At 62.7% G+C, this 19500-nt stretch carries 17 protein-coding genes and 1 pseudogene; 8 read left to right on the top strand and 10 right to left on the bottom strand.

Going from position 1 to position 19500, the window contains the following annotated elements; genetic code table 11:
- Positions 1 to 34: 34 nt before the first annotated feature.
- Positions 35 to 577, top strand: coding sequence for a metallophosphoesterase family protein (locus BV071_RS33520; RefSeq protein ID WP_052573769.1), 543 nt, complete (start codon positions 35 to 37; stop codon positions 575 to 577).
- Positions 578 to 1118: 541 nt separating this feature from the next.
- Positions 1119 to 1499 (top strand): hypothetical protein, encoded by a 381-nt coding sequence (locus BV071_RS22960; protein ID WP_035612205.1) that lies wholly within the window; start codon positions 1119 to 1121, stop codon positions 1497 to 1499.
- Positions 1500 to 1633: 134 nt separating this feature from the next.
- Here the strand turns inward: BV071_RS22960 and BV071_RS22955 are convergent, their stop codons facing one another.
- Positions 1634 to 4564, bottom strand: a complete 2931-nt coding sequence (locus tag BV071_RS22955; RefSeq protein ID WP_052573768.1) for a PVC-type heme-binding CxxCH protein — start codon at positions 4562 to 4564, stop codon at positions 1634 to 1636.
- Between the two features lie 342 nt (positions 4565 to 4906).
- Here BV071_RS22955 and BV071_RS22950 point away from each other — a divergent pair, with 342 nt between their 5' ends.
- The 6 genes from BV071_RS22950 to BV071_RS22925 all read left to right on the top strand — a co-directional run bounded on the left by BV071_RS22950 (position 4907) and on the right by BV071_RS22925 (position 11689).
- On the top strand, positions 4907 to 6817 hold the full coding sequence (locus tag BV071_RS22950; RefSeq protein ID WP_035612223.1) for a sigma 54-interacting transcriptional regulator: 1911 nt from the start codon (positions 4907 to 4909) through the stop codon (positions 6815 to 6817).
- A 381-nt stretch (positions 6818 to 7198) separates the two neighbouring features.
- Complete coding sequence (locus BV071_RS22945; protein WP_035612204.1) at positions 7199 to 7780, top strand: OsmC family protein; 582 nt, start codon at positions 7199 to 7201, stop codon at positions 7778 to 7780.
- A gap of 73 nt (positions 7781 to 7853) precedes the next feature.
- Positions 7854 to 9167, top strand: coding sequence for a selenium-binding protein SBP56-related protein (locus BV071_RS22940; RefSeq protein WP_052573767.1), 1314 nt, complete (start codon positions 7854 to 7856; stop codon positions 9165 to 9167).
- Between the two features lie 15 nt (positions 9168 to 9182).
- Entirely contained in the window at positions 9183 to 9824 is a 642-nt protein-coding gene (locus BV071_RS22935) for an SCO family protein (RefSeq protein ID WP_035612203.1), read from the top strand.
- A 47-nt stretch (positions 9825 to 9871) separates the two neighbouring features.
- Positions 9872 to 11164: a hypothetical protein gene (locus BV071_RS22930; protein ID WP_035612202.1), complete on the top strand. Its 1293-nt coding sequence runs from the start codon at positions 9872 to 9874 to the stop codon at positions 11162 to 11164.
- A gap of 81 nt (positions 11165 to 11245) precedes the next feature.
- Entirely contained in the window at positions 11246 to 11689 is a 444-nt protein-coding gene (locus tag BV071_RS22925; protein WP_052573766.1) for a GNAT family N-acetyltransferase, read from the top strand.
- 18 nt (positions 11690 to 11707) lie between these two features.
- On the opposite strand, the gene BV071_RS22920 is transcribed toward BV071_RS22925, so the two are convergent.
- The 9 genes and pseudogenes from BV071_RS22920 to BV071_RS22880 form a co-directional block, all read right to left on the bottom strand.
- Complete coding sequence (locus BV071_RS22920; RefSeq protein WP_035612201.1) at positions 11708 to 12490, bottom strand: glucose 1-dehydrogenase; 783 nt, start codon at positions 12488 to 12490, stop codon at positions 11708 to 11710.
- A gap of 10 nt (positions 12491 to 12500) precedes the next feature.
- Positions 12501 to 12800, bottom strand: a complete 300-nt coding sequence (locus BV071_RS22915; RefSeq protein ID WP_035612199.1) for a hypothetical protein — start codon at positions 12798 to 12800, stop codon at positions 12501 to 12503.
- A gap of 19 nt (positions 12801 to 12819) precedes the next feature.
- Complete coding sequence (locus tag BV071_RS22910; protein WP_035612198.1) at positions 12820 to 13818, bottom strand: galactitol-1-phosphate 5-dehydrogenase; 999 nt, start codon at positions 13816 to 13818, stop codon at positions 12820 to 12822.
- A gap of 10 nt (positions 13819 to 13828) precedes the next feature.
- On the bottom strand, positions 13829 to 14140 hold the full coding sequence (locus tag BV071_RS22905) for a Dabb family protein (protein ID WP_052573765.1): 312 nt from the start codon (positions 14138 to 14140) through the stop codon (positions 13829 to 13831).
- Between the two features lie 60 nt (positions 14141 to 14200).
- The gene (locus BV071_RS22900; protein WP_035612197.1) at positions 14201 to 15388 is read right to left on the bottom strand and encodes an ABC transporter permease; all 1188 of its coding nucleotides are present in this window, start codon (positions 15386 to 15388) and stop codon (positions 14201 to 14203) included.
- Between the two features lie 60 nt (positions 15389 to 15448).
- Complete coding sequence (locus tag BV071_RS22895) at positions 15449 to 16606, bottom strand: FtsX-like permease family protein (protein WP_035612196.1); 1158 nt, start codon at positions 16604 to 16606, stop codon at positions 15449 to 15451.
- A gap of 18 nt (positions 16607 to 16624) precedes the next feature.
- Positions 16625 to 17323, bottom strand: a complete 699-nt coding sequence (locus BV071_RS22890; RefSeq protein WP_035612195.1) for an ABC transporter ATP-binding protein — start codon at positions 17321 to 17323, stop codon at positions 16625 to 16627.
- Entirely contained in the window at positions 17320 to 18567 is a 1248-nt protein-coding gene (locus tag BV071_RS22885; protein WP_035612219.1) for an efflux RND transporter periplasmic adaptor subunit, read from the bottom strand. The genes BV071_RS22890 and BV071_RS22885 overlap by 4 nt, the downstream gene beginning before the upstream one ends.
- 112 nt (positions 18568 to 18679) lie before the next feature.
- A pseudogene (locus tag BV071_RS22880) lies at positions 18680 to 19500 on the bottom strand (hypothetical protein); the annotation flags it as partial.

The raw sequence follows: 19500 nt of genomic DNA, 5'->3' as shown, positions 1-19500 counted from the left end.
TCTCAAACTCTGCCGCGTCTGGCTTTATACTGGCATGAAGCTCATCCTCATCGCTGACGACGACTCGCAGGTAGGCCAGTTAGATCCGGCTCCCTGCGATGTCTTGATCTCCCTCGGCGACCTCTGGGACGGCACGATCGAGAAGGCGATGTTGCGCTATTCTCCGGACAGGGTCCTCGCGGTGCGCGGAAACCATGACACCAATGCGCCATTTGCGCCCGGTGTCGCATCGTTGCATACCACCGTGGTTGAACATGGCGGCTTACGCTTTGGAGGCTTCGGCGGTTGCTGGCGCTACAAGCCGCGCGGCCATCATCTCTACGATCAGGAGGAAGTCATTGCGGCGCTGAAGGACTTCCCGCGCGTCGATGTCTTCGTCTCCCACAATTCACCGCGCGGGATCCACCAGCGCGACGATGAGGTCCATCAGGGCTTCGACGCCTTCCTCGCTTACATCGAGCGGGCCAAGCCGGCCTACTTCATCCACGGCCATCAGCACCTGAACACGGTCACGGTCCATGGAGAGACGACGGTGATCGGCATCTTCGGAGAAGGAGAACTCCTGATTCCCCGGTAGTCGCTTGCACTGGCGCCGCTTACTTCAAGCACAGTTCAACTACGATAACTACCGTAGCAAACAGGACCGCGCGCATGAACCACCCGGCAAGCCCGCGGACGCGTTCTTCATGCGGTCCGGCCTCACCCACCCATGCACCCCAACCCGTTGGACCGTTAGAATGCCGGTGCCACGAACGATGGCGGGCTTGGAAGCTGCGGCGGGGCGGGGAGAGAATCTTCATGTTTGCCGGGAATACCGGTGTTTCCCAGCATCTACCACACCGTGAAGGTCACGAAATCGGCGCGGTTCAATGAGTTACAGAACCGCCTCAAAACCTGTTTGAGAAACGCCATTCATGGAGGAATGGGTCCCGGGCGTGGCGATTTCGTGGCTGCTGGAAGATTTTTTTCAGTCCCATTTCATCGTTTTATCGGCGCGCCCATACGAGGGCAAACGAGCATCCTTTCAGGCAGAACATCAGGCCTGATTTGATAAATCCAAGGGGGCACCGCGTAATTTGAGCGCCTCCCAACGGGGCACAATCTCCCACACACCCTGTATGAATACACCAAACAACACCCCGCTCCCCGACAGCACTACCGTTGCCGCCGAGCTGGAACTGAACGGCATCTGGGACACGGCCGCCGTTTCCGAATTGATCCGCTCGAAGTGCGAAAACGGTGAAACGCCGGCCTTCCTCTTCCTCGGCATGAAGGAAGCCGCACTGCTGCGCCAACACCTCGCCCAGGCCTTCGGGGCCGAAGCCGTCGCCACCCTGCGGGATACCTACTACATGGGTCTCGAAGTTGTGGAGATCGAAGTCGAAAGCTTCGTCTACACCGGCGGTCGCAAGGCCATCCGCACCCTTCAGGATCCAATCTCCCGCCGCCCCGCATGGCGCGACCGCGGCACGGAGACGATGTGGCAATTCCGGATCTGATCCGATCCGTTCGCCCGACGGCTGTCGCCCCCGTGCCTTCCGCGTGAGGAGGGTACGGGGGCGAAAACCCAAATTGAGCCGCCCCGCGAGCAGGATAGGCCTCATGAATCCCACAAGCCCTATCCTAACAGGCCTCAAGGCTTCACCTGCGCCGGCGACCTGAGGTAAGAGATCAGGTTCTGCACGTCTTGCTCGGACATGCCGTTCAACAAGCCCTCCGGCATGAGCGACATGCCCAGCGGTTTGTCGGACTTGATGTCCTTCTTCGCCACGCGGGTCTCCACCCCCACCATCTTCAGCACGATCTCATTGTCGTCCTGGGCGGAGAGCATACCGCTGACCACCGTGCCGTCGTTCTTCTCGACTTGGTGGAGCTCGTAACCTTGGCCGATCAGCGCGCTGGGCTCGAAGATGTTGTCGAGCCAGTGGTCCACATTCATGCGGTCACCGCCGGTGAGTTCGGGCCCGATATCCGCGCCTTCACCGAAGAGCTTATGACATGCGGCACAGGTCCGGTCGAAGATCGCGCGGCCCTTGGCGGGCTCCGCCTTCGCAAGAACGTCGGGACCCAGCTTGCCGCGCCATTCCGTGATTGCCGCACGGCGTGCCGCTTGGTCGGTGTTCAGCTTGCCCCAGTGTTCTTCCACCTTGGCCACCAGCTCGGCATCCTTGCTCTCGCGCAGGCGTGCGACGGCATCGGCGGGAATGTCCTTGTCGAGGAGCTTCTTGGCTTCGAGCCACTCGAGCAGGCGGCTGCCCTTGCCCTCGCGCGCGGCCAAGCGGCTCACCGCGAGCTTTTCCTGGGGCGTGAAGCCGGCCACTCGATCGATCACCGCATCGGTATCCAGCAGGCGCGGGCTGATCAAGAGCACCGGCAAGCGCAAGTCGGCATCGTCCATCATGCCGCTCAGGCGTTTCACGTCGTCCTTGCCCAATGAAGGAGTGAGCAGGCGCAGCGCATCGAGCCTCGCTGGCGCGGCCGCCTTGCGGTCTTCCAGGGTGGCCCAGAGCTTGACCATGGCTTCCTTGTCACCGGCGCGGGCCAGGAGGGTTTCCGCCTTGGCCTTGAGCTCACTGTTAGAGCTGGCTGCGATTTTCGCGAGGACTTCGCGGTGCGCGGAAGTCAGGCGTTCATCCGCCACCTTGTCCAGGCGACCGGCCAGGGCATCGAGCAAGTCTCCCGTCCGTTCGCCGTTCAGGGCGATGTCATCGACCAGCGCATCAGCCGACTTCAGCCGGCGCCCGGTCCAAGCCAGCATGCGCTTGTCCGGGCAAGTCATCGCGATCTGCACCGCGCGCTTTTCGTTGCGCGGCACGAGCGCCTCGAAGCCGAACCAGAACATCTTCGGCAAGTTCGCGTCATTCGGATCCATCTTCGGTGCGAGCCTTTCGGCCAGGTCCATCGCCAGATCCGGCTTGAGCTTTTGCAGAGCGGAACACAGGGCCAGTAGCACCTGGGGTGATTTCTCCCTGTCGGCGAGATTGCGCCACGCTTCCGCAGACGGCTCTTGCCCTGACTCCGCGGCCAGGCGCACCGACCAGCCTCGCACGGCCTCGCTGGAATCGGCGAACATCGGCTCCTTCACCATCGAACCGCAGGCAGCGAGGCACCACATCGCGCGCAGCCGACGGGTCTCATCCTTGTGGTCGAGCAGAGTCTGCAAAAGGAAGACGCGGGCTGCGGGATCCAGTTCCCTGCCGCTCGTCACCCGCTCTTGCAAGATGCGACGGCCGGTCCGCAGCGCCCACTCGCCGCGGCCCGCCTGCAGCTTCGCCAGCTCAAGATCGGACATCTTCGCGAGATCACCTTTAAATCCCTTCACCTCGCCATTGCGCAAGCGGAAGAGCCGGCCATTGCTGCGATCCCAGCGCAGCGGATCGGTGCGGTGGCAGCTCGTCGGGTCATGCCAGTCGGTGAAATAGATCGCTCCATCCGGCCCGGCTTTGAGGCCGACACCAAGGAACCACTGGTCATTCGAGAACATCAGGTCCTTGCCGTGCTTGCCCACGTAGCCCGAACCCTTCGGCTCCAGCAGGTCGTGGTTCAGGCGATGCCCGTGCACATTGAAGAAGATCGCGCTGTCGCGGAACTCCGCCGGGAAGGCATCGCTCAGGCAGACCACAAAGCCAGCATGCGCATGGCCGCCACCCGCCTCGGAAACATTCTGCGCGATCTCGCCCTCATGCCCCCAGTGCGCGTGCTCGCGGATATCACCCACCCAGTGGCGGTGATCGGCGATGGTCTCGATCGGCTCGTAGATTGACGGATTGAAGTGTGAGCCCGCCTGGCGCTGGTAGTAGCCGCCGGGGATGATGTGCCAGAGGTGCGGGATCACGCAGGCCTCGCAGAAGGCCTCGCCGCGGTCATTGAAGTCGAGCCCCCAAGGATTCGAGGTACCCCACGCGAAGACCTCGAACTTCTTCGTCACCGGGTGGTAGCGCCAGATGCCCGCATTGAGCGGCACCCGCTCCTTGGCCGGGGTGCCGGGCTTGCCGACCCGCGAGTTCGTAAAGACGCCATGGCAACCATAGAGCCAGCCATCCGGGCCCCAGGTGAAGGAGTTCAAAGTCTCGTGGGTGTCTTCATAGCCGAAGCCATCGAGCAGGATCTCCGGCGGGCCGTCGGCCTTGTCGTCGCCGTCCTTGTCCGCGAGGAACATCATGTAGGGAGCCGCGCCCACGAAGACCCCGCCGAAGCCGGTCTCAAGCCCACTCACCAGATTCAACCCCTCCGCGAAGACCTTGCGGGTCTCGAAGCTGCCATCCCCATCCGCGTCCTCGAAGATCAGGATGTGGTCCTTCCCCTCACCTTCCGCTGCCCGGATCGGATAGGTCATACCCTCCGCCACCCAAATTCGTCCGCGGGCGTCGAAGCACATCGCGATCGGCTGCACCACATCCGGTTCACCGGCGATCAAATCCACCGCGAAGCCCGCCGGCACGGTCATGTGGGCGGCGGCTTCGTTGACTGGCACATTGTGCGCCATCGGCTCCTCCGCGGCATGGGCAAAGGTCAGACAACAACAAGCGAAGGATGCGAGGCGCAATGTGATGGCGGGTTTCATGGATCAAGGTTTGAGGAGAATTCCAGCAGGCCTATTCGGTGAACTCAAGCCAGCCGAAGCGGCCAGGGTTGTGAAAGCTGCCCCTGAGCATGCACGGAAAGGCAAGGCGGCATATGGCCAAGAACAGGCCAAGCGCGACAAGGGCATGGGATTTTGGACGCATTCCGGCGGAGACTGCTCAATTCGCCCCGCAGAAGCGGGGATAGGAAGTAATTCGACGCTCGGAAGGCACTCAATATTTCAATGCGCAAAACCGGGGTGCCTCCCGCCAGATTTCCTTCAAGTCGGGATGGGTCAAAAGTAGCATTGAAGCTGTGCCGCCAGTCCCGCAAGCTGGTGGACATGGACGATCCCTCCCCGGCCGATACCAGCGCCCTCCGGCTGGTGATCGAAGGCACGGTCTCCGAAACTGGCACGGAGTTCTTCCGCTCGCTGGTGAAGAACCTTGCCGCCGTGATGGGAACCGCCGGAGCCTGGGTCACCGAATACCTTCCCCAAACGCATCGTTTGCGCGCCCACGCCTTCTGGATCAATGGCGGCTACCTGGAGGACTACGAGCATCACATCGAGGGCACGCCCTGCGAAGCCGTCCTGCGCGAGCGCAAGCTGGTGCTCTTCCCGGATCGCATGATCGAGCTTTACCCGAATGAGCCGGATGTCCGCACGCTGAACGTCCGCAGCTACATGGGCGTGCCGCTCTTCGATCCGGACGGCTCGATTATCGGCCACCTCGCGGTCCTTGATACCAAGCCATTCCCCGGCGAGCCGCGGCTGGTCTCGCTCTTCGAGATCTTTGCCGCCCGCGCTGCCGCCGAGTGCCGCCGCCTGCGCATGGAGCAGCAAGCCCGGGCCCGCGAGGAAGAAATCTCAAGCCTACTCGACAGCGCCATGGACGGCATTGTCGTGCTCGATGGAAATTCACGCATTGTCCGCGCGAATCCCGCCGCCGAGCGCCTCTCCGGCTACAGCAGCGAGCAGATGCTCGGGCAGGAAGCGAAGTGGTTCCTCGCCGGGGAAAGCGCGAAGCTCCTCAGTGGATGCGTCCGCGAACTCTGCGAAAGCGGCGGGCGACAATTGTGGATGCCATCCCAGCTCACCGTGCTGCGCGCCGACTCCAGCCGTTTCCCCGCGGAGGCCACGCTCTCGCGCTTCGATTTCCGCGGCACGCGCTACTTCACGCTGATTCTCCGCAATATCGACGAACGGCTTGAAGCCGAGCAGCGCATCGCGCGGCTCTCCTCCGAGGCCGAATACCTGCGCGACATGCTGGCGGAAGAGACCGGAATCAACGGCCTCCTGGGGAGGAGCAAACCGATTCTCGAGCTGAAAGCCGCAATCCAGCAGGTCGCCGCTACCGATGCCACAGTGCTGATCAACGGCGAAACTGGCACCGGCAAGGAGCTCGTGGCCTGCGCGATCCATAGCTCCAGCCCGCGCAAGGACCGCCCACTGGTGAGGGTGAATTGCGCCGCGATTCCCGGCACCCTGATGGAGAGCGAATTCTTCGGTCACGAGAAGGGAGCCTTCACCGGCGCAGTGGCCAAGCGCGAAGGCCGCTTCGCCTTGGCCGATGGCGGTACCATCTTCCTCGATGAGCTCGGCGAGCTGCCGCTCGACCTGCAAGCCAAGCTCCTGCGCGTCTTGCAGGAAGGCGAATTCGAGCCGCTCGGCAGCACCAAGACCCGCAAGGTCGATGTTCGCGTGGTGGCGGCCACCAACCGCGATCTCGCCGAGATGGTCGCGGAGGGGAAGTTCCGCGAGGACCTCTACTATCGCCTGAATGTCTTTCCCCTCTCCGTGCCGCCGCTGCGCGAGCGTGGCAATGACATCGCAGAATTGGCCTCGGCCTTCCAAGAACGCTTCGGCCGCCGCATGGGCCGCAAGCTCGCGCCCCTGCATCCGGAGGACGCCCGCCGCCTCGCCGCCCACGATTGGCCGGGGAATATCCGCGAACTCCAGAACGTCATCGAGCGCGCCATTATCCTCTCCCCCGGCACCCGCCCCGACCTCGCGAAGGCCATGCCAGCCGCCGCAACTACGAAGCATATCGTAGTTCAAGCGGAGGAAGAAGGCGGCGTCCTCACTGCAAAGGAATTCGAAGAACTCGAACGCGCCAACCTCAAACGCGCCCTGAATGCCGCGAGCGGTAAGATCGCCGGCAATACCGGCGCCGCCGCGCTCCTTGGCGTGCCAGCCTCCACCTTCAGTTCCCGCCTCAAGGCCCTCGGGATTGAGCGAGCGGTGAAGAGCTGATCGAAGGCCCTGTGGAGTGCTGCGGCACAACGCGGTTTTGGCTTCGGGTTGGTAACGCTGCGGCAGGCGTTCACGAATTGGCGAGGAGTGGCCTCCCACCAAGCCAAAGCGGCGTCGTGCCGCAGCACTCCATGGGACGCCAATCGGATTGGCATCGGCACCTCGCCTCTAACACTCGCGAATCCTCGTGTCTTCCCCTCGCGAGATCCCGCGAGTCGCGAAATCCCGTGAGACCCTTGGAATCACACACCATTCGCGGAACCCTTTATCCTCAATGCCTACCACCACCAGCACACCCTTGGCACGCGGCAAGCAATTAGCTTCCGCATCCGCACCAACGAAACATCGCGGACCTCCACATCACATCAAACCACCAAAACCATGAAGACCAATCCTCAAGTCATCAACGGCATCAACACCGCTGGCCTCCTCGGCGCTATCGACGCGATCAGCAAGGATCCCGCCCAGGGCCAGACCACTTGGCAGGTCAGCACCGAATGGAAGGGCGGCACCCGCTCTGACACCAAGGTGAGCGCCTCCTACCTCGCCGGCCAGCGTCTCGCGAAGGACTTCACCATCTGCGTCGATGAACCGGTCGAACTCTGCGGCACCAACCAACATGCGAACCCGCAGGAATACCTGATGGCCGCGCTGAATTCCTGCATGGTCGTCGGCTACACCGCTCTCTGCTCCCTCGAGGGCATCACCATCGAAGAGCTGCGGATCGAAACCGAAGGCGACATCGACCTGCGCGGTTTCCTTGGCCTCGATCCCACGGTGAAGCCCGGCTACGACGGCTTGAAATACACCGTACACCTGAAGGGCGACGGCACGCCGGAGCAGTTCGAGCGCATCCATCGCAAGGTGATGGCCACCTCGCCGAACTACTTCAACGTCTCGAACTCCATCCCGCTGACCTCGCGGCTCGTGCTCGGCAGCATGGCTGGCCGCCAGGCGGCTTGATCTGCTCATTCCTCCTCCGGCCGGCGCGACCCTCCCGCGCCGGCCTCTCTTCCCCACACGACTCTCCTCTACCATGAAACCCTCGAACTTCCGCGGCATTCCCGCTGAGACTCTCCTCGTCATTCTGATCATCGCCTTGTTCTGCAGCGTCGTTGCGCGTGGCGATGAAACCTGTTCCTCCCCCTACCTCACCCGCATCGAAGGCCAGGAGGAATTCCTCTACGTCTGGACCCTCGGCATAGAAGGTCAGGGCGATGGCTCCGACAAGCTGGTCACCGTGGACGTCAACCCGGGCTCCACGAACTACGGCAAGGTCATCCACTCCGTCAGCACCGGCGGCCGCAATGAGGCCCACCACGGCGGCTTCACCGATGACCGCCGCCAGCTCTGGCTCTCCGGCCTGGAGACGAACCGGATCTTCATCTTCGACGTCCACACCGATCCCGCGCGACCCAAGCTTGTGAAGACCATCACCGACTTCGCGAAGAAGAGCGGCGCGATGGGGCCCCACGGTGCCTATGCCCTGCCCGGCCGCGTCCTGATTCCCTGTCTCTCGAATACCAAGGACAAGGGCGGCCGCACCGCGCTGGTCGAATACAGCAACGAGGCCGACTACATCGCCACCCACTGGCTGCCCTCCCCCGCCGATCCCCGCGGCGTGAAGAATCCCGAACTCGCCGATGGCTACGGCTACGATGCCCGCGTGTTGCCGCGAAAGAACGTGATGCTCACCAGTTCCTTCACCGGCTGGGACAACTACACCCGCGCCTTCGGCGATGTCGCCGGTGATCCGGAAGCCATGAAGCACTTCGGGAACAGCATGGTCGTCTGGGATTTCCACACCCGCAAGCCGCTCAAAGCACTCAAGGTTCCCGGCGCGCCGCTGGAGATCCGTTGGGCATGGGGCGCGAAACACAACTACGCCTTCACCGCCACTGCGCTCACCTCAAAGCTGTGGCTGGTCTATCAAGATGAGAAGGGCGAGTGGCAGTCCGAGGAAGTCGCCGACATCGGCGGCAAGGGCGGCTGCCTGCCGGTCGACATCAGCCTGAGCGCGGATGACCAGCGCCTCTTCGTCGATTGCTTCGGCGATGGCACCTGCCGGGTCTTCGACGTCTCCAATCCCCACCACCCTACGGTGATCCACGAGAACCAGATCGGTAGGCAGTTGAACATGGTCTCCCAGAGCTGGGATGGAAAGCGCCTCTACTTCAGCAGCTCCTTGCTCGCCCGCTGGGACAAGGGCGGCGCGGACAACGAGCAATTCGTCCGCGGCTACGCTTGGAACGGCAAGCAGCTCGACCAGCGCTTCGCCCTCGACTTCAACGAGCTGAAATTGGGCCGCCCCCACCACATGCTCTTCGGCTCCACCAAGGTCGGCAACTGAGGAAAGGAATTCGCCATGAAACTCATCCCCTTCATCATCCTCGCTCTTCTTTCCCTGCCGCTGCGGGCGGAAGAAGCCCCTGACTACACCGCACCGGAGCCCGGCAGCTACACGCTGCCGGGCATCCGCCCAGCCCCCGGCGGCGCGGTGATCGATGCGACCGGCACCGCACGGCAGCTCAAGGATTTAACTCGCGGCCGCGTGACCGTGCTCAGCTTGATCTACTCCCGCTGTGCTGATCCCCAGGCCTGCCCCCACGCCACCGGCGTGCTCCGCAGCTTGCACGAGCAGAGCACCGCCGACCCCACGCTCGCCGGTGGCCTGCGCCTGCTCAGCATGAGCTTTGATCCTGAGCATGATACTCCCGAGCGCATGAGCGCCTACTCTGCCATCGCCGGGGAGTTCCCCCAGGGTTGCGAGTGGCAATTCCTGACCACCGCCTCCCGGTCCACCCTTGCCCCCATCCTCGCGGACTACGGGCAGGCGGTCTCCCGCAAGAAGGACCCGGCATCCCCCATGGGCCCGCTGAACCACAGCCTGCGGGTCTTCCTGATCGATGAAAGCGGCACGATCCGAAATATCTACAGCTCCGGAACCCTCGACCCCCGCTTGGTCATGGCGGACATCCGGACCTTGCTGATGGAAAAGCGCGACTGAGGCCTTTCCTCGCCGTGGATTCCTGCCACAAGGAGTTATCACGCGAGATGAAGACGGCCCCATTCCTACTGGTTCTGAGTAGCGGAATTCTGATCGGCGGGATCGGGGGCTGGTCGCTTCGCTCCACCGCAGAAGAACCCGAGCCTCCCGCCGCATCTGGCCATGCGGCAGCAAAGCCAGAGAAGACCGCACGCCGGGACACGCCACAGAATCCCGCCCTGCAAGCGGAGCTCCGGGCGCTCAAGGACCCATCCGCCCCCAAGGGTACTGTCGACTTCCGCGAGTGGAGCCTACCCGACCTGAGGATCTTGGCCACGGCCTTCTTGGAACAATCCGATCCCGTTGAAGGCCTGCCGCCGGTAATGCGGATGAGCCTCGACGCGTTGCTCATCACCATGGCGCGCAAGGACCGCGACGCCACCTTCGCTTGGATCGATGCGAATCTTCCCAGCCAGCGTGCCAAGCTCTATTGCGCGATCATCGCCGACTCCATGAGGAACGCATCAATCCGGGAGAGGCTCGAGTTCCTAAAGGGCAGAAACTTCACCACCTCGGAGATCAGTGGCTTCGCCCGCGAGGAGCTTTCCAAGCTCGGGTTGCGCGACAAGACCATGGACACGGAGACGGGACTCTATCTGCTGGGGAATCTCGGTCCCTGCAAGAGCATGCCCACCTTGTGCACGACCAACTTCGCTTCCGACTTTGATTTCGCCCGCTTCGCCACGGCCGTATTGGAGAAGGCCAAGTCTGACGAGGGCAAGTTCCCCGACATCTTTCCCTCCAATTTCCTCCAGGATTGGGCGAAGACCTCACCCCAAGCCGCCATCGATTTCTACTTCAGCCACTGCGTCGGCAAGGGAGCCCTTGAATTGCCGATCGAGCAGTTGCTCACGAGCGTGAAGTCGGGCATTCCCGCGAAGGAATATGCCACATGGTTGGGCGAGACCATCTCCCAGCAAGTGAGCGCCGAGAAGCCCGACCCGTCCATGATCCGCAGGATGATCTATTCCGAACTCGCCAACCCGGCGCTGCTGGGCGCCGCCTTGGATGCAATCGATGATCGCGGGGCGAGAACGAAGCTTTTGTACGATACCATGTTCGCGGCAGCCGAAAGCAGCTTCTTCTCCTCCGATGGTGCCAACACACTACGCGGCACCCTGGCGCTGTTCCAAGATCCGGCCGAGCGACTGGACCAAGCGGGACGCTACGCCCGCGAGGTTGCCCAGCGGAATGGCGACCGGGATCAAGCCAAACTCATCGACAACCTTTGCACCCAGCTTGCCAATTTGGGCCACAGCGAATCCGAAATCCGGGGCATCCGGGCCGCAGCTTTCCCCTGAGGCCGCCCGGAAAATGCCACGCGGGGTGCCGAGGATCGCACTTGGCAAGCACGATTCCGGCGTGAAGATGGCTTCAACAACATGCCCCTCCAGCTTCTCCCCATCACCCCGGACCTCGATTTCGGCTGCCACAACTACGAGGCGATCTCCGACATCCTGATGGACGTGATCCACGGCACCCTCGACATGGGCACCACCCCGCCCTGGTGCGGCTACCTCGCGCTAACTCCCGATCAGATGGTCGTCGGCACCGGAGCTTTCAAGGGAGCACCTGATGCCGCAGGGCAGATCGAGCTCGCCTGGTTCACCTTCCCGCCTTACGAGCACAAGGGCTACGGAACCGCCATCGCCGCCGAGCTCGTCAAACTCGCCCAAGCCAACGGTGGGGCCCGTGAAATCATTGCCCACACCGAGCCCGAGGCCGGCCCTTCGACCCGCATTTGCGAAAAGAACGGGTTCAGCTTCGGCGGAGAGGTGAATCATCCCGAAGATGGACCCGTGTGGCTCTGGAAGCGCGGGGTGTGACACCCACCTCACGGCGTGCTACTTCTTCGGCACCGCCTTCACCGCGCCGACGGAGATCCCCCCGTCCACCAGCAGCGTTTGCCCGGTCATGTAGGCGCTCGCATCCGAAGCGAGGAACACCAGAGTCCCATCCAGATCCCCCGGTGCGCCCGGGCGCTTCAGCGGGATCCGGTCGGTGAGGTAATCCACCCAAGCTTGGTCCTCGTACATCACCGCGTTCTGCGCGGTCTTGAACCATCCCGGTGCCAGGCAGTTCACGGTCACCCCGTGTTTCCCCCAGTCGTCCGCCAAGCTCATCGTGAGTTGCTTCACCCCGCCACGGCTCGCGCCATAAGGAGCCAAGCCTGCATAGCCATTCACGCAGGTCACCGAGCCGATATTGATGATCCGCCCATAACCGCGCTCGACCATCCGACGCGCGATTGCCTGAGCCACGAAGAAGACCCCGCGCAGATTGGTATCGAGGATCAGGTTCCAGTCCTCCCAGGTCACCTCCAGCGCCGGTTTACGCACGTTGCAACCCGCGTTGTTGACCAGAATATCCAGCTTTCCTGCCGCGCTCCATGCTACCTCCGCCGCTGCGGTGATGCTGTCCTTCTCCCGGACATCCAGCACCACCGGCCATGCCTTCCGGCCCAGCGCTTCAATCTCGGCGACAGTCGCGTCAAGAGATTCCAAGCTGCGGCTGGTCACCACCACATCCGCTCCCGCGCGTGCGAGTGCCAAAGCAAATCCTTTGCCTAGTCCCCGGCTGGCACCGGTGACGAGTGCGGTCTTCCCGCTGAGATCGAAAAGGTCCATTCGGTCAAAGTCAGTTATCACGTTGCTTCACCCACTGCTTCATATGGGCTTCCGTTTCGTCGGAGAGTTGCCGCAGCGCTTCCATTTGCGTGGCCTTGTCCAGTTCCATCAGCTCCGCATCCATGGTGCCGAGTCTCTCCAACATGAAGCGGTGATGCTCTTGGAAGCAGGAAGGACAAGCGAAGCGATTCGACGATTCACCGAGAATCGAATCGATCGTATTCGCACGCACCTGCGCCTTTGCTCCACAGTAGCTGCAGTCAGCAGCCGCTGGAGCGGCGGCTTCGTCCTTGGTTTCTTCGGATTCCATCGGTTCAGCTCGAAACAATTCACTCATCCACCACCAGCACCTTCAGCGCTCCCGGTGCCTTCGCCTTCACAAAGGCTTCCTTGCCCTGTTCCAGCGCCACCGCTGCCGTGATCAGCGGTTTCACGCGGATCCCGCCCGAGGCAATCGCCTCCAAGGCATCCGGATACTCGCCGGCAATCGCGCAGGAACCCAGCACGTCCAGCTCGCGGGTCACCACGATCTGCAGAGGCAGCGGCACATTGGGCGAGAGATTTCCCACCAGCACCACCTTGCCGCCCTTGCGCACCGAGCGCACGGCGAGGTCGACCGTCGGCGCGGCGCCGACGACTTCCATCGCGATATCCACCAGCAAGGCCCGCGCATTCGCTGAGAGATGGCATTCATCCGCACCCAGCTCGCGCGCCAGCTGTAGGCGGCCTTCATCGAGATCCACGGCGATCACCTTCGCAGCACCGGCGCGTTTCAACGCCTGGATCACCAAAAGACCGATCAGCCCCGCACCTACGACAAGCACCGTAGTTCCAGAAATATCCCCCGCACGCCGCACCGCGTGCAGCGCCACGCCCACCGGCTCGGCAAAAGCAGCCTCCGCGAAGGAGAGCCCCTCCGGCAAGCGGTGCAGGATCCGCTGCGGCACCGTCACGTATTCCGCGAAGGCACCGTCGCGCTTGAACTCAGCACAGGACACGCCCACCACCTGCCGTGAATCGCACAGATTCACCCGGCCCTCGCGGCAGTAGCCGCACTCGCCGCACCAGACCGTGGAGTCGAAGGTCACACGGTCGCCAGCCTTCCAGGCCGACACTCCGTCGCCCAACGCATCCACCGTCCCGCTCGCCTCGTGGCCCATCACGATCGGCGGGATCCGCCGGCCGCTGCTGCCATCCATGCCGTGCAGGTCACTGCCACAGATGCCGCAGGCTTTCACGCGCAAGCGGACTTCACCGGCACCGGGCGAGGGCACCGGGAGATCCACCACGGCCAGCTCCGAAGGAGCGACGAGTTGCAGGGCTTTCATCAGGGCGATCTTACTTCATCTTCCGTTCCAGGTCTTTCACCTCCACCTTCGCCCACCAATCCTTGAAGCTGTTGATGAAGACGTAGTGGTCCGGATCTTCTTGGTAGATATCCTGCGCCTCCACGGAGGGGAAGGTCATCGTGGTCGCGTAGTCCCAGGATTGGTCGACCACCGGGCGCTCCATCACCTTGGCCGGCACGGCCCAGAAGCCGCCGGTGCAGCCCTTCACCTTGAAGAGATCATCGAGCCCCGCTTCGAAGGTGGCGAGATCGGCCTCGTTCTTGCGCTCTTCCTTCAACCAGAAATAGACGTGGTGTTCCATAGCGGGCGCGATTTAGGCCCTCCGGCCCGCCTCCCGCAAGGCCCGTCCGAATCATTACCACTACGACTCGCGCAAACCCGATGCAATCGGCAGCCGCGCCGCCCGCAGGGCTGGGAAAATCCCACCGACCAAGCCGATCGCCGTCGCGAAAATGATCGCGATGATCAGCAGCGGCGGCGTGACGCGGAAGGAGAAGGTCACCTGGCTGAAGGTCTGGAAGTTCATCGTCGAGGCCCGGTAGCCATCGAACAGAAGATAAGCGGCTATTGCCCCTAGTGCTCCACCTGCCAGCGAGAGGATAATCGACTCCACCATGATCGAGGCCACCACCGGCCCGCGCCCGAAGCCCAGCGCGCGCAGCGTGGAGATTTCCCGGGTGCGCCCGGCCACCGCGCTGTACATCGTGTTCAGTGCACCGAAGAGCGCACCCACCGCCATCAGCGTGGCGATGAAGAAGCCAATGGTCATGATGAAGGTGGTCACCATCTTCGATTGCTCCGCGTAGAAATCCGACTCCAGCCGCGTCTTCACGCTCAAGCGAGGATCGCTGCTCAGGGCATCGGCAAACTCCTGATAGGAGTTCTCCGACTCGAGCCGGACGTAAACCGACTGGCGGTTCTCTGTGCGATTGTAGGCCGGAGCCAGAACATCAGCGTCCGCCCAGATCTCGGATTCGCCGATCCCGCCATCCGCCGTAAAGATGCCCACAACGGTCCAAGTCACCTGGCCCATCTTTACTTCATTGCCCAAGTCCAGCCCGGCAAAGGCCCGCGCCGCACCGGCACCCACGATGATCTCATTCTTCCCCGGCTCAAAGTGCCGGCCCTCCACCATCTTGATATTGCCCCGCACCTCGTACGCCGTCTGCTGGATCCCGCGCAGCGGCACATTCGCATCCGTAGGCAGCGAGCGCTTGGGCAGATTGATGATCACGAACAGCTCCGCGGAGGTGAGTGGCCCGGAAGCATTGCGCGCGATCCCGGGAGCATCGGCGACAATCCGGGTAATCTCCCGCGACAGGCCGCTGCTCATCTCGTTCTCCGCACCCTCACGCAGCACCACCGCCACCTGCGGAGAGGCGGCATTCGTCATCGTGCTACGGAAGCCTTCCGAAATCGCCAGGACTCCAACCAGCACCCCCACCACCCCGGCGATCCCGATCACCGCGGTCAGGGCCGACCCCTTGCGTTCAGGAATCGAGCGCAGGTTGAAGAGCGCAACGGCAATAACTTGGCGGAGGCCAGACATGGAGAGATCGGGTATTTGAGATCTGAAATTTGAGATTTGAAATTCGCGCAGCAGCAGACCTCAACCGCCTCGGCGCAGCGCTTCAGCAATCTGCAACCGCATCGCCTGCCAGGCAGGAATAATCCCGGCAACCACACCTAGCGCGACGGCAAAGATCGCCCCCGCCTCCAAGGTCGACTGCGGCAAATAAACCAAAGGCAGCATCTGCGGCGGCTCCACCGTATTCACGATCACCCAAGCGATTCCCAAGCCGGAGAAGCCCGCAATCACGGCCAACAAGCAAGATTCCAGCAGCACCAGGATCAGCACCCGCGAGTTCGTGAAACCCAGCGCCTTCAATACCCCGAGCTCCTCCGTGCGCTCACGCACCGACTGGCCCATCGTATTTCCCGCGACGATTAGGATTGTGAAGAACACCGCTCCCACCACCGCCATGGTGATCGCACCGATGTCCCCGATCTGATTGGCGAAGCCTTGCACGAAGGCAGCTTCCGCCTCGGTCTTGGTCTCATAGGGAGAGTTCGCGAATTCCTCATCGATCTTCGCCGCGATCTCCGCGGAGCGGGCGGGATCGCTGATCTTGATTGAGTACCATCCGACCATCCCCTTCTCGCGCTGCCGCGCCTCCTCGAAGTAGTCGTAACGGAAGTAGAAGTTGTTGGTGTCCGTGGTCTTCTTCGCACCATCGAAGATCCCGACGATCTCGAATTCCCACTGGCTCATCCCAGCAGGGACTCCCCAGATCGAGGACTTCAGCGGAATCCGGTCGCCGAGCTTCCAGCCGAGCCGGTTGGCGGTCTTGCGGCCGACGATCGCGCCGGTGCGGGTATTCAGCCAGGCCTGCTTCTCCTCGGGTTTGAGGATGAATTCCGGGAACATCTCGAAGAAATCCTCGGGAATCACCGGAAAGGTCCCGATGTTGTTCTCCGGCTTGTCCTGATAGACGCCGCCGAACCAAGTTTGGTGGCAGACTGCCTTCACCCCCGGGACGTTCAGGATCCGCGCCTTGTAGGCCTGCGGCAGGGTCATGATGAAGGAGATCTTGTGCCGCAGCATCAGCCGGTCCAAGCCCGCCATCTGCACTCCGCCTGTCAGTGCCGCCTTCAGCGAGCCCAAGAAGGCAAAGAGCATGAAGGCGACCATGATCGAGAAGAAGGTCAGGACCGTGCGCAGCTTCTTGCGCATCAGGCCGGCCCATACCAAGTGGAAGAATTTCATGGTGGGGTGCGGCGCGGTTCAGTCCACCGGATTGTCGGAAAGCTGGCCCTTGTCGAGGTGCACGGTCCGCGTCGCGCGGTGCGAGGCATGCGGATCGTGCGTCACCATGATGATGGTCTTGCCGTGGTCCTTGTTGAGCGACTGCAGCAGCGTCAGGATCTCATCCCCCGACTTGCGGTCGAGGTCACCCGTCGGCTCGTCACAAAGCAGCACCGTGGGGTCGGTCACAATCGCCCGGGCAATGCCCACCCGCTGCTGCTCGCCACCGGACATCGTCCGCGGGAAGGCTTTGGTGCGGTGCGACAGTCCCACCGCATTCAGCGCGGCAGCCACGTGATCGCGCCGCTGCGCCTTGCTCAAATGCGTCAGCAGCAGCGGCAGCTCGACATTCCGCTCCGCATTCAGCGCGGGCAGCAGATTGTAGAACTGGAACACGAAACCAATGTGCCGCGCGCGCCAATGGGCGAGCTGCGAATCCGAAAGCTGGTCCACCCGGTCGGAGCCGATCTGCAGGGTCCCGGAGCTCGGCCGGTCGAGCCCACCGATCAAATTCAGAAGCGTCGATTTCCCCGAACCGGAGGGGCCCATCAGAGCAAGGAACTCACCCTCTTTTACTTCGAGATGCAGACCGGAGAGCACCTCGACACTCTGCGAGCCGCGGGTGAAGGTCCGGTTGACCCGGTCGATGAGGACGAGGGTGGGGCGGGAATCGCTCATTGGAGTTTTTCTACTTTGACGCTTTTGCCTTCGGCAAGATCGGACGGTGGATTCAGCACCAGGGTATCTCCCGCCGTGAGTCCGGCAGTCACCACCTGCTCATCCCCCCGTGCGGGACCCAAGCCAACCGCCTTGCGTGCCAGCTTGCCATCGCGCACCAGCCACACCACACCCTTGCCTTCAGTCGAAGATTGGAGTGCGGCCTTCGGCACGATGATAGCATTGGCAGCCACCGGCTCGACCTTCTCATCGCTCTGGAAGGCAACCTTCACCCCCATCTGCGGAAGGATCCGCGGATCGAGCTGATCGAAGCCCACCCGCACCTTAACCGTCGCCTTCTGGCGATCGGCCGTGGGAATGATTGCGATCACCTTGCAGGGAATCTTCCAGTCCGCATACGCATCCAGAGTCGCCTGCACCGGCTGCCCGGATTTGACCCGGTTGATGAAGCTTTCGCCGACATCCACCTCGATCTCCAGCGAGTTCATGTCCACCAGCGTGCAGATCCCGGTGCGGGTAAAACCACCACCCGCGGAGATCGGCGAAATCATCTCCCCGGGCTGCGAATCCTTGGTCGTCACAACCCCAGCGAACGGCGCTCGGATGATCGTGTCGTCGAGCTGCTGCTTCCAGTCATCCACTTGGCGCTCGGCCACAGTGATCTCGGACTTCAGGCGATCGACCCGGGCCCTCAAGCCCCGCGCTTCCGAATCCGCGCGCTCGTAGAGGGTCCGGCTCACCGCGCGGTCTTTTTCCAGGCCGGTCATGCGGCCCAGTTCCGCCTCGGCATAGACTAAGCCCGGCTCAGCTTCTGCAAGGGCCCGCTGCGAGGCCACAAGCCGCGCTTCCGAGAGGCGCAACGCAGTCAGGACATTCGAATCGTCCAAACGCGCGAGCACTTGGTCCTTTTCGACCTTCATCCCCTCCTCGACCAGGATCTCCTTCACCTTGCCGGTGACCTTGGAAGAAACGGTCGCATCAAGCCGCGTGGTCACATAGCCCGAGGCATTGAGCAGGGTCTTGGCCGAGCTCCCGCCACCACTGGTGCTCTCCTTGCGCGCCACCGCCGTCTTGACCGTCAAGGGCTTCGGACCCCACTTCCAGTATGCGGCAGCCCCGCCGGCGATCAGCAGGATCAGTATAAAAATCCAACCCTTCCCTCCGCCGCCACCACGGGAATGAATGGGTGCATGTGAGGATCGGTCGATGCGCAGGGCATCGAGGCTGGCAGGCTTGGACTCCATGGATCGGGTGCCCCGCACCATGGCTTCTGTTGGAGAGATTGCAAAGCCCGCGTGCGCGGCCTGCCCCGCAGGTGGTATAAGAATCTATACCACCTGCACTATCCCCTGAGCCTCAACGCTTCTTGCGCAGGAAGGCTGGCACATCCAGATCCTCGCCTTCGAACAGGCTGGAAGCGCCTTCGAATTTTCCGCGCGGGCCGCCCTCGAAGCTCATTTCAGACTGGGCCTTGCCCGGAGCCTTGCCCTTGGAAACCACCGGACGCTCCGCAGTCGCCGGCTCTTCCAGCTCTGCAAAGTCTTCATCCAGTTCGTCGAAGACTCCTGGTAGCACCACCGGATCCTCCGGCTTGCTCTCCTTCGCGGCGGGCTCCTCTTTCTCAATGGAGGAAAAGGCCGGCTCGTCTTCTTCCTCGGCCACTGGAGTCGCAGCGGCCGGGAAATCCTCATCGTCGAGCTCGGCCTCGCCCAACGACGTCACCGGCTCGTCATCCTCGGCAAAGCTCGCGAAATCATCCTTCTCCGTCACCACCTGCTTCGAAATGCTGCGGTCGATCGTGAAAGGCGAAGGCTCTGGCTCGGCGAAAGGCGCTTCTTCCACCACTGGCGGCTGCGCCGGGCGGGAGGTGAACTCGGCCACTACCGGGCGCGGCTCAGGTTCGGCGAACAGGCTGGCCGCCGTCGCAGACGCGGGAATCGCCGGCTTCTTTTCGCGCGGCGCGGGACGAATCACTACCGGTGCCGGTTCTGGCTCGGGCTCAGATTCGGGTTCGGGTTCGGGATCCGGCTCAAGTTCAGGTTCAGCATCATCTGCGAAACCCACCGTCGGCTCCAGCAACGCCGGACGCTCCAGCGAGGAAGTCCGCGGCATGTGCAGGCGGTCTTCCGGCAGCGAGCTGACCATGGTGATGCTCAGATGCTCGCCCATGCTCGGAT

The organism is Haloferula sp. BvORR071, from assembly GCF_000739615.1.
GTDB lineage: Bacteria > Verrucomicrobiota > Verrucomicrobiia > Verrucomicrobiales > Akkermansiaceae > Haloferula.
Note: the sequence above shows the minus strand (reverse complement) of the source record. Positions and strands in the feature narration are given on the sequence as shown.

Bases quoted from the DNA above. Each gene is read 5' to 3' on its own strand.
- BV071_RS22915 (WP_035612199.1), bottom strand. From the start codon at position 12,800: ATGGAATCCGAAGAAACCAAGGACGAAGCCGCCGCTCCAGCGGCTGCT.
- BV071_RS22950 (WP_035612223.1), top strand. From the start codon at position 4,907: ATGGACGATCCCTCCCCGGCCGATACCAGCGCCCTCCGGCTGGTGATC.
- BV071_RS33520 (WP_052573769.1), top strand. From the start codon at position 35: ATGAAGCTCATCCTCATCGCTGACGACGACTCGCAGGTAGGCCAGTTA.
- BV071_RS22930 (WP_035612202.1), top strand. From the start codon at position 9,872: ATGAAGACGGCCCCATTCCTACTGGTTCTGAGTAGCGGAATTCTGATC.
- BV071_RS22920 (WP_035612201.1), bottom strand. From the start codon at position 12,490: ATGGACCTTTTCGATCTCAGCGGGAAGACCGCACTCGTCACCGGTGCC.
- BV071_RS22905 (WP_052573765.1), bottom strand. From the start codon at position 14,140: ATGGAACACCACGTCTATTTCTGGTTGAAGGAAGAGCGCAAGAACGAG.
- BV071_RS22895 (WP_035612196.1), bottom strand. From the start codon at position 16,606: ATGAAATTCTTCCACTTGGTATGGGCCGGCCTGATGCGCAAGAAGCTG.
- BV071_RS22890 (WP_035612195.1), bottom strand. From the start codon at position 17,323: ATGAGCGATTCCCGCCCCACCCTCGTCCTCATCGACCGGGTCAACCGG.
- BV071_RS22935 (WP_035612203.1), top strand. From the start codon at position 9,183: ATGAAACTCATCCCCTTCATCATCCTCGCTCTTCTTTCCCTGCCGCTG.
- BV071_RS22960 (WP_035612205.1), top strand. From the start codon at position 1,119: ATGAATACACCAAACAACACCCCGCTCCCCGACAGCACTACCGTTGCC.
- BV071_RS22955 (WP_052573768.1), bottom strand. From the start codon at position 4,564: ATGAAACCCGCCATCACATTGCGCCTCGCATCCTTCGCTTGTTGTTGT.
- BV071_RS22945 (WP_035612204.1), top strand. From the start codon at position 7,199: ATGAAGACCAATCCTCAAGTCATCAACGGCATCAACACCGCTGGCCTC.
- BV071_RS22900 (WP_035612197.1), bottom strand. From the start codon at position 15,388: ATGTCTGGCCTCCGCCAAGTTATTGCCGTTGCGCTCTTCAACCTGCGC.
- BV071_RS22925 (WP_052573766.1), top strand. From the start codon at position 11,246: ATGCCCCTCCAGCTTCTCCCCATCACCCCGGACCTCGATTTCGGCTGC.
- BV071_RS22910 (WP_035612198.1), bottom strand. From the start codon at position 13,818: ATGAAAGCCCTGCAACTCGTCGCTCCTTCGGAGCTGGCCGTGGTGGAT.
- BV071_RS22940 (WP_052573767.1), top strand. From the start codon at position 7,854: ATGAAACCCTCGAACTTCCGCGGCATTCCCGCTGAGACTCTCCTCGTC.
- BV071_RS22885 (WP_035612219.1), bottom strand. From the start codon at position 18,567: ATGGAGTCCAAGCCTGCCAGCCTCGATGCCCTGCGCATCGACCGATCC.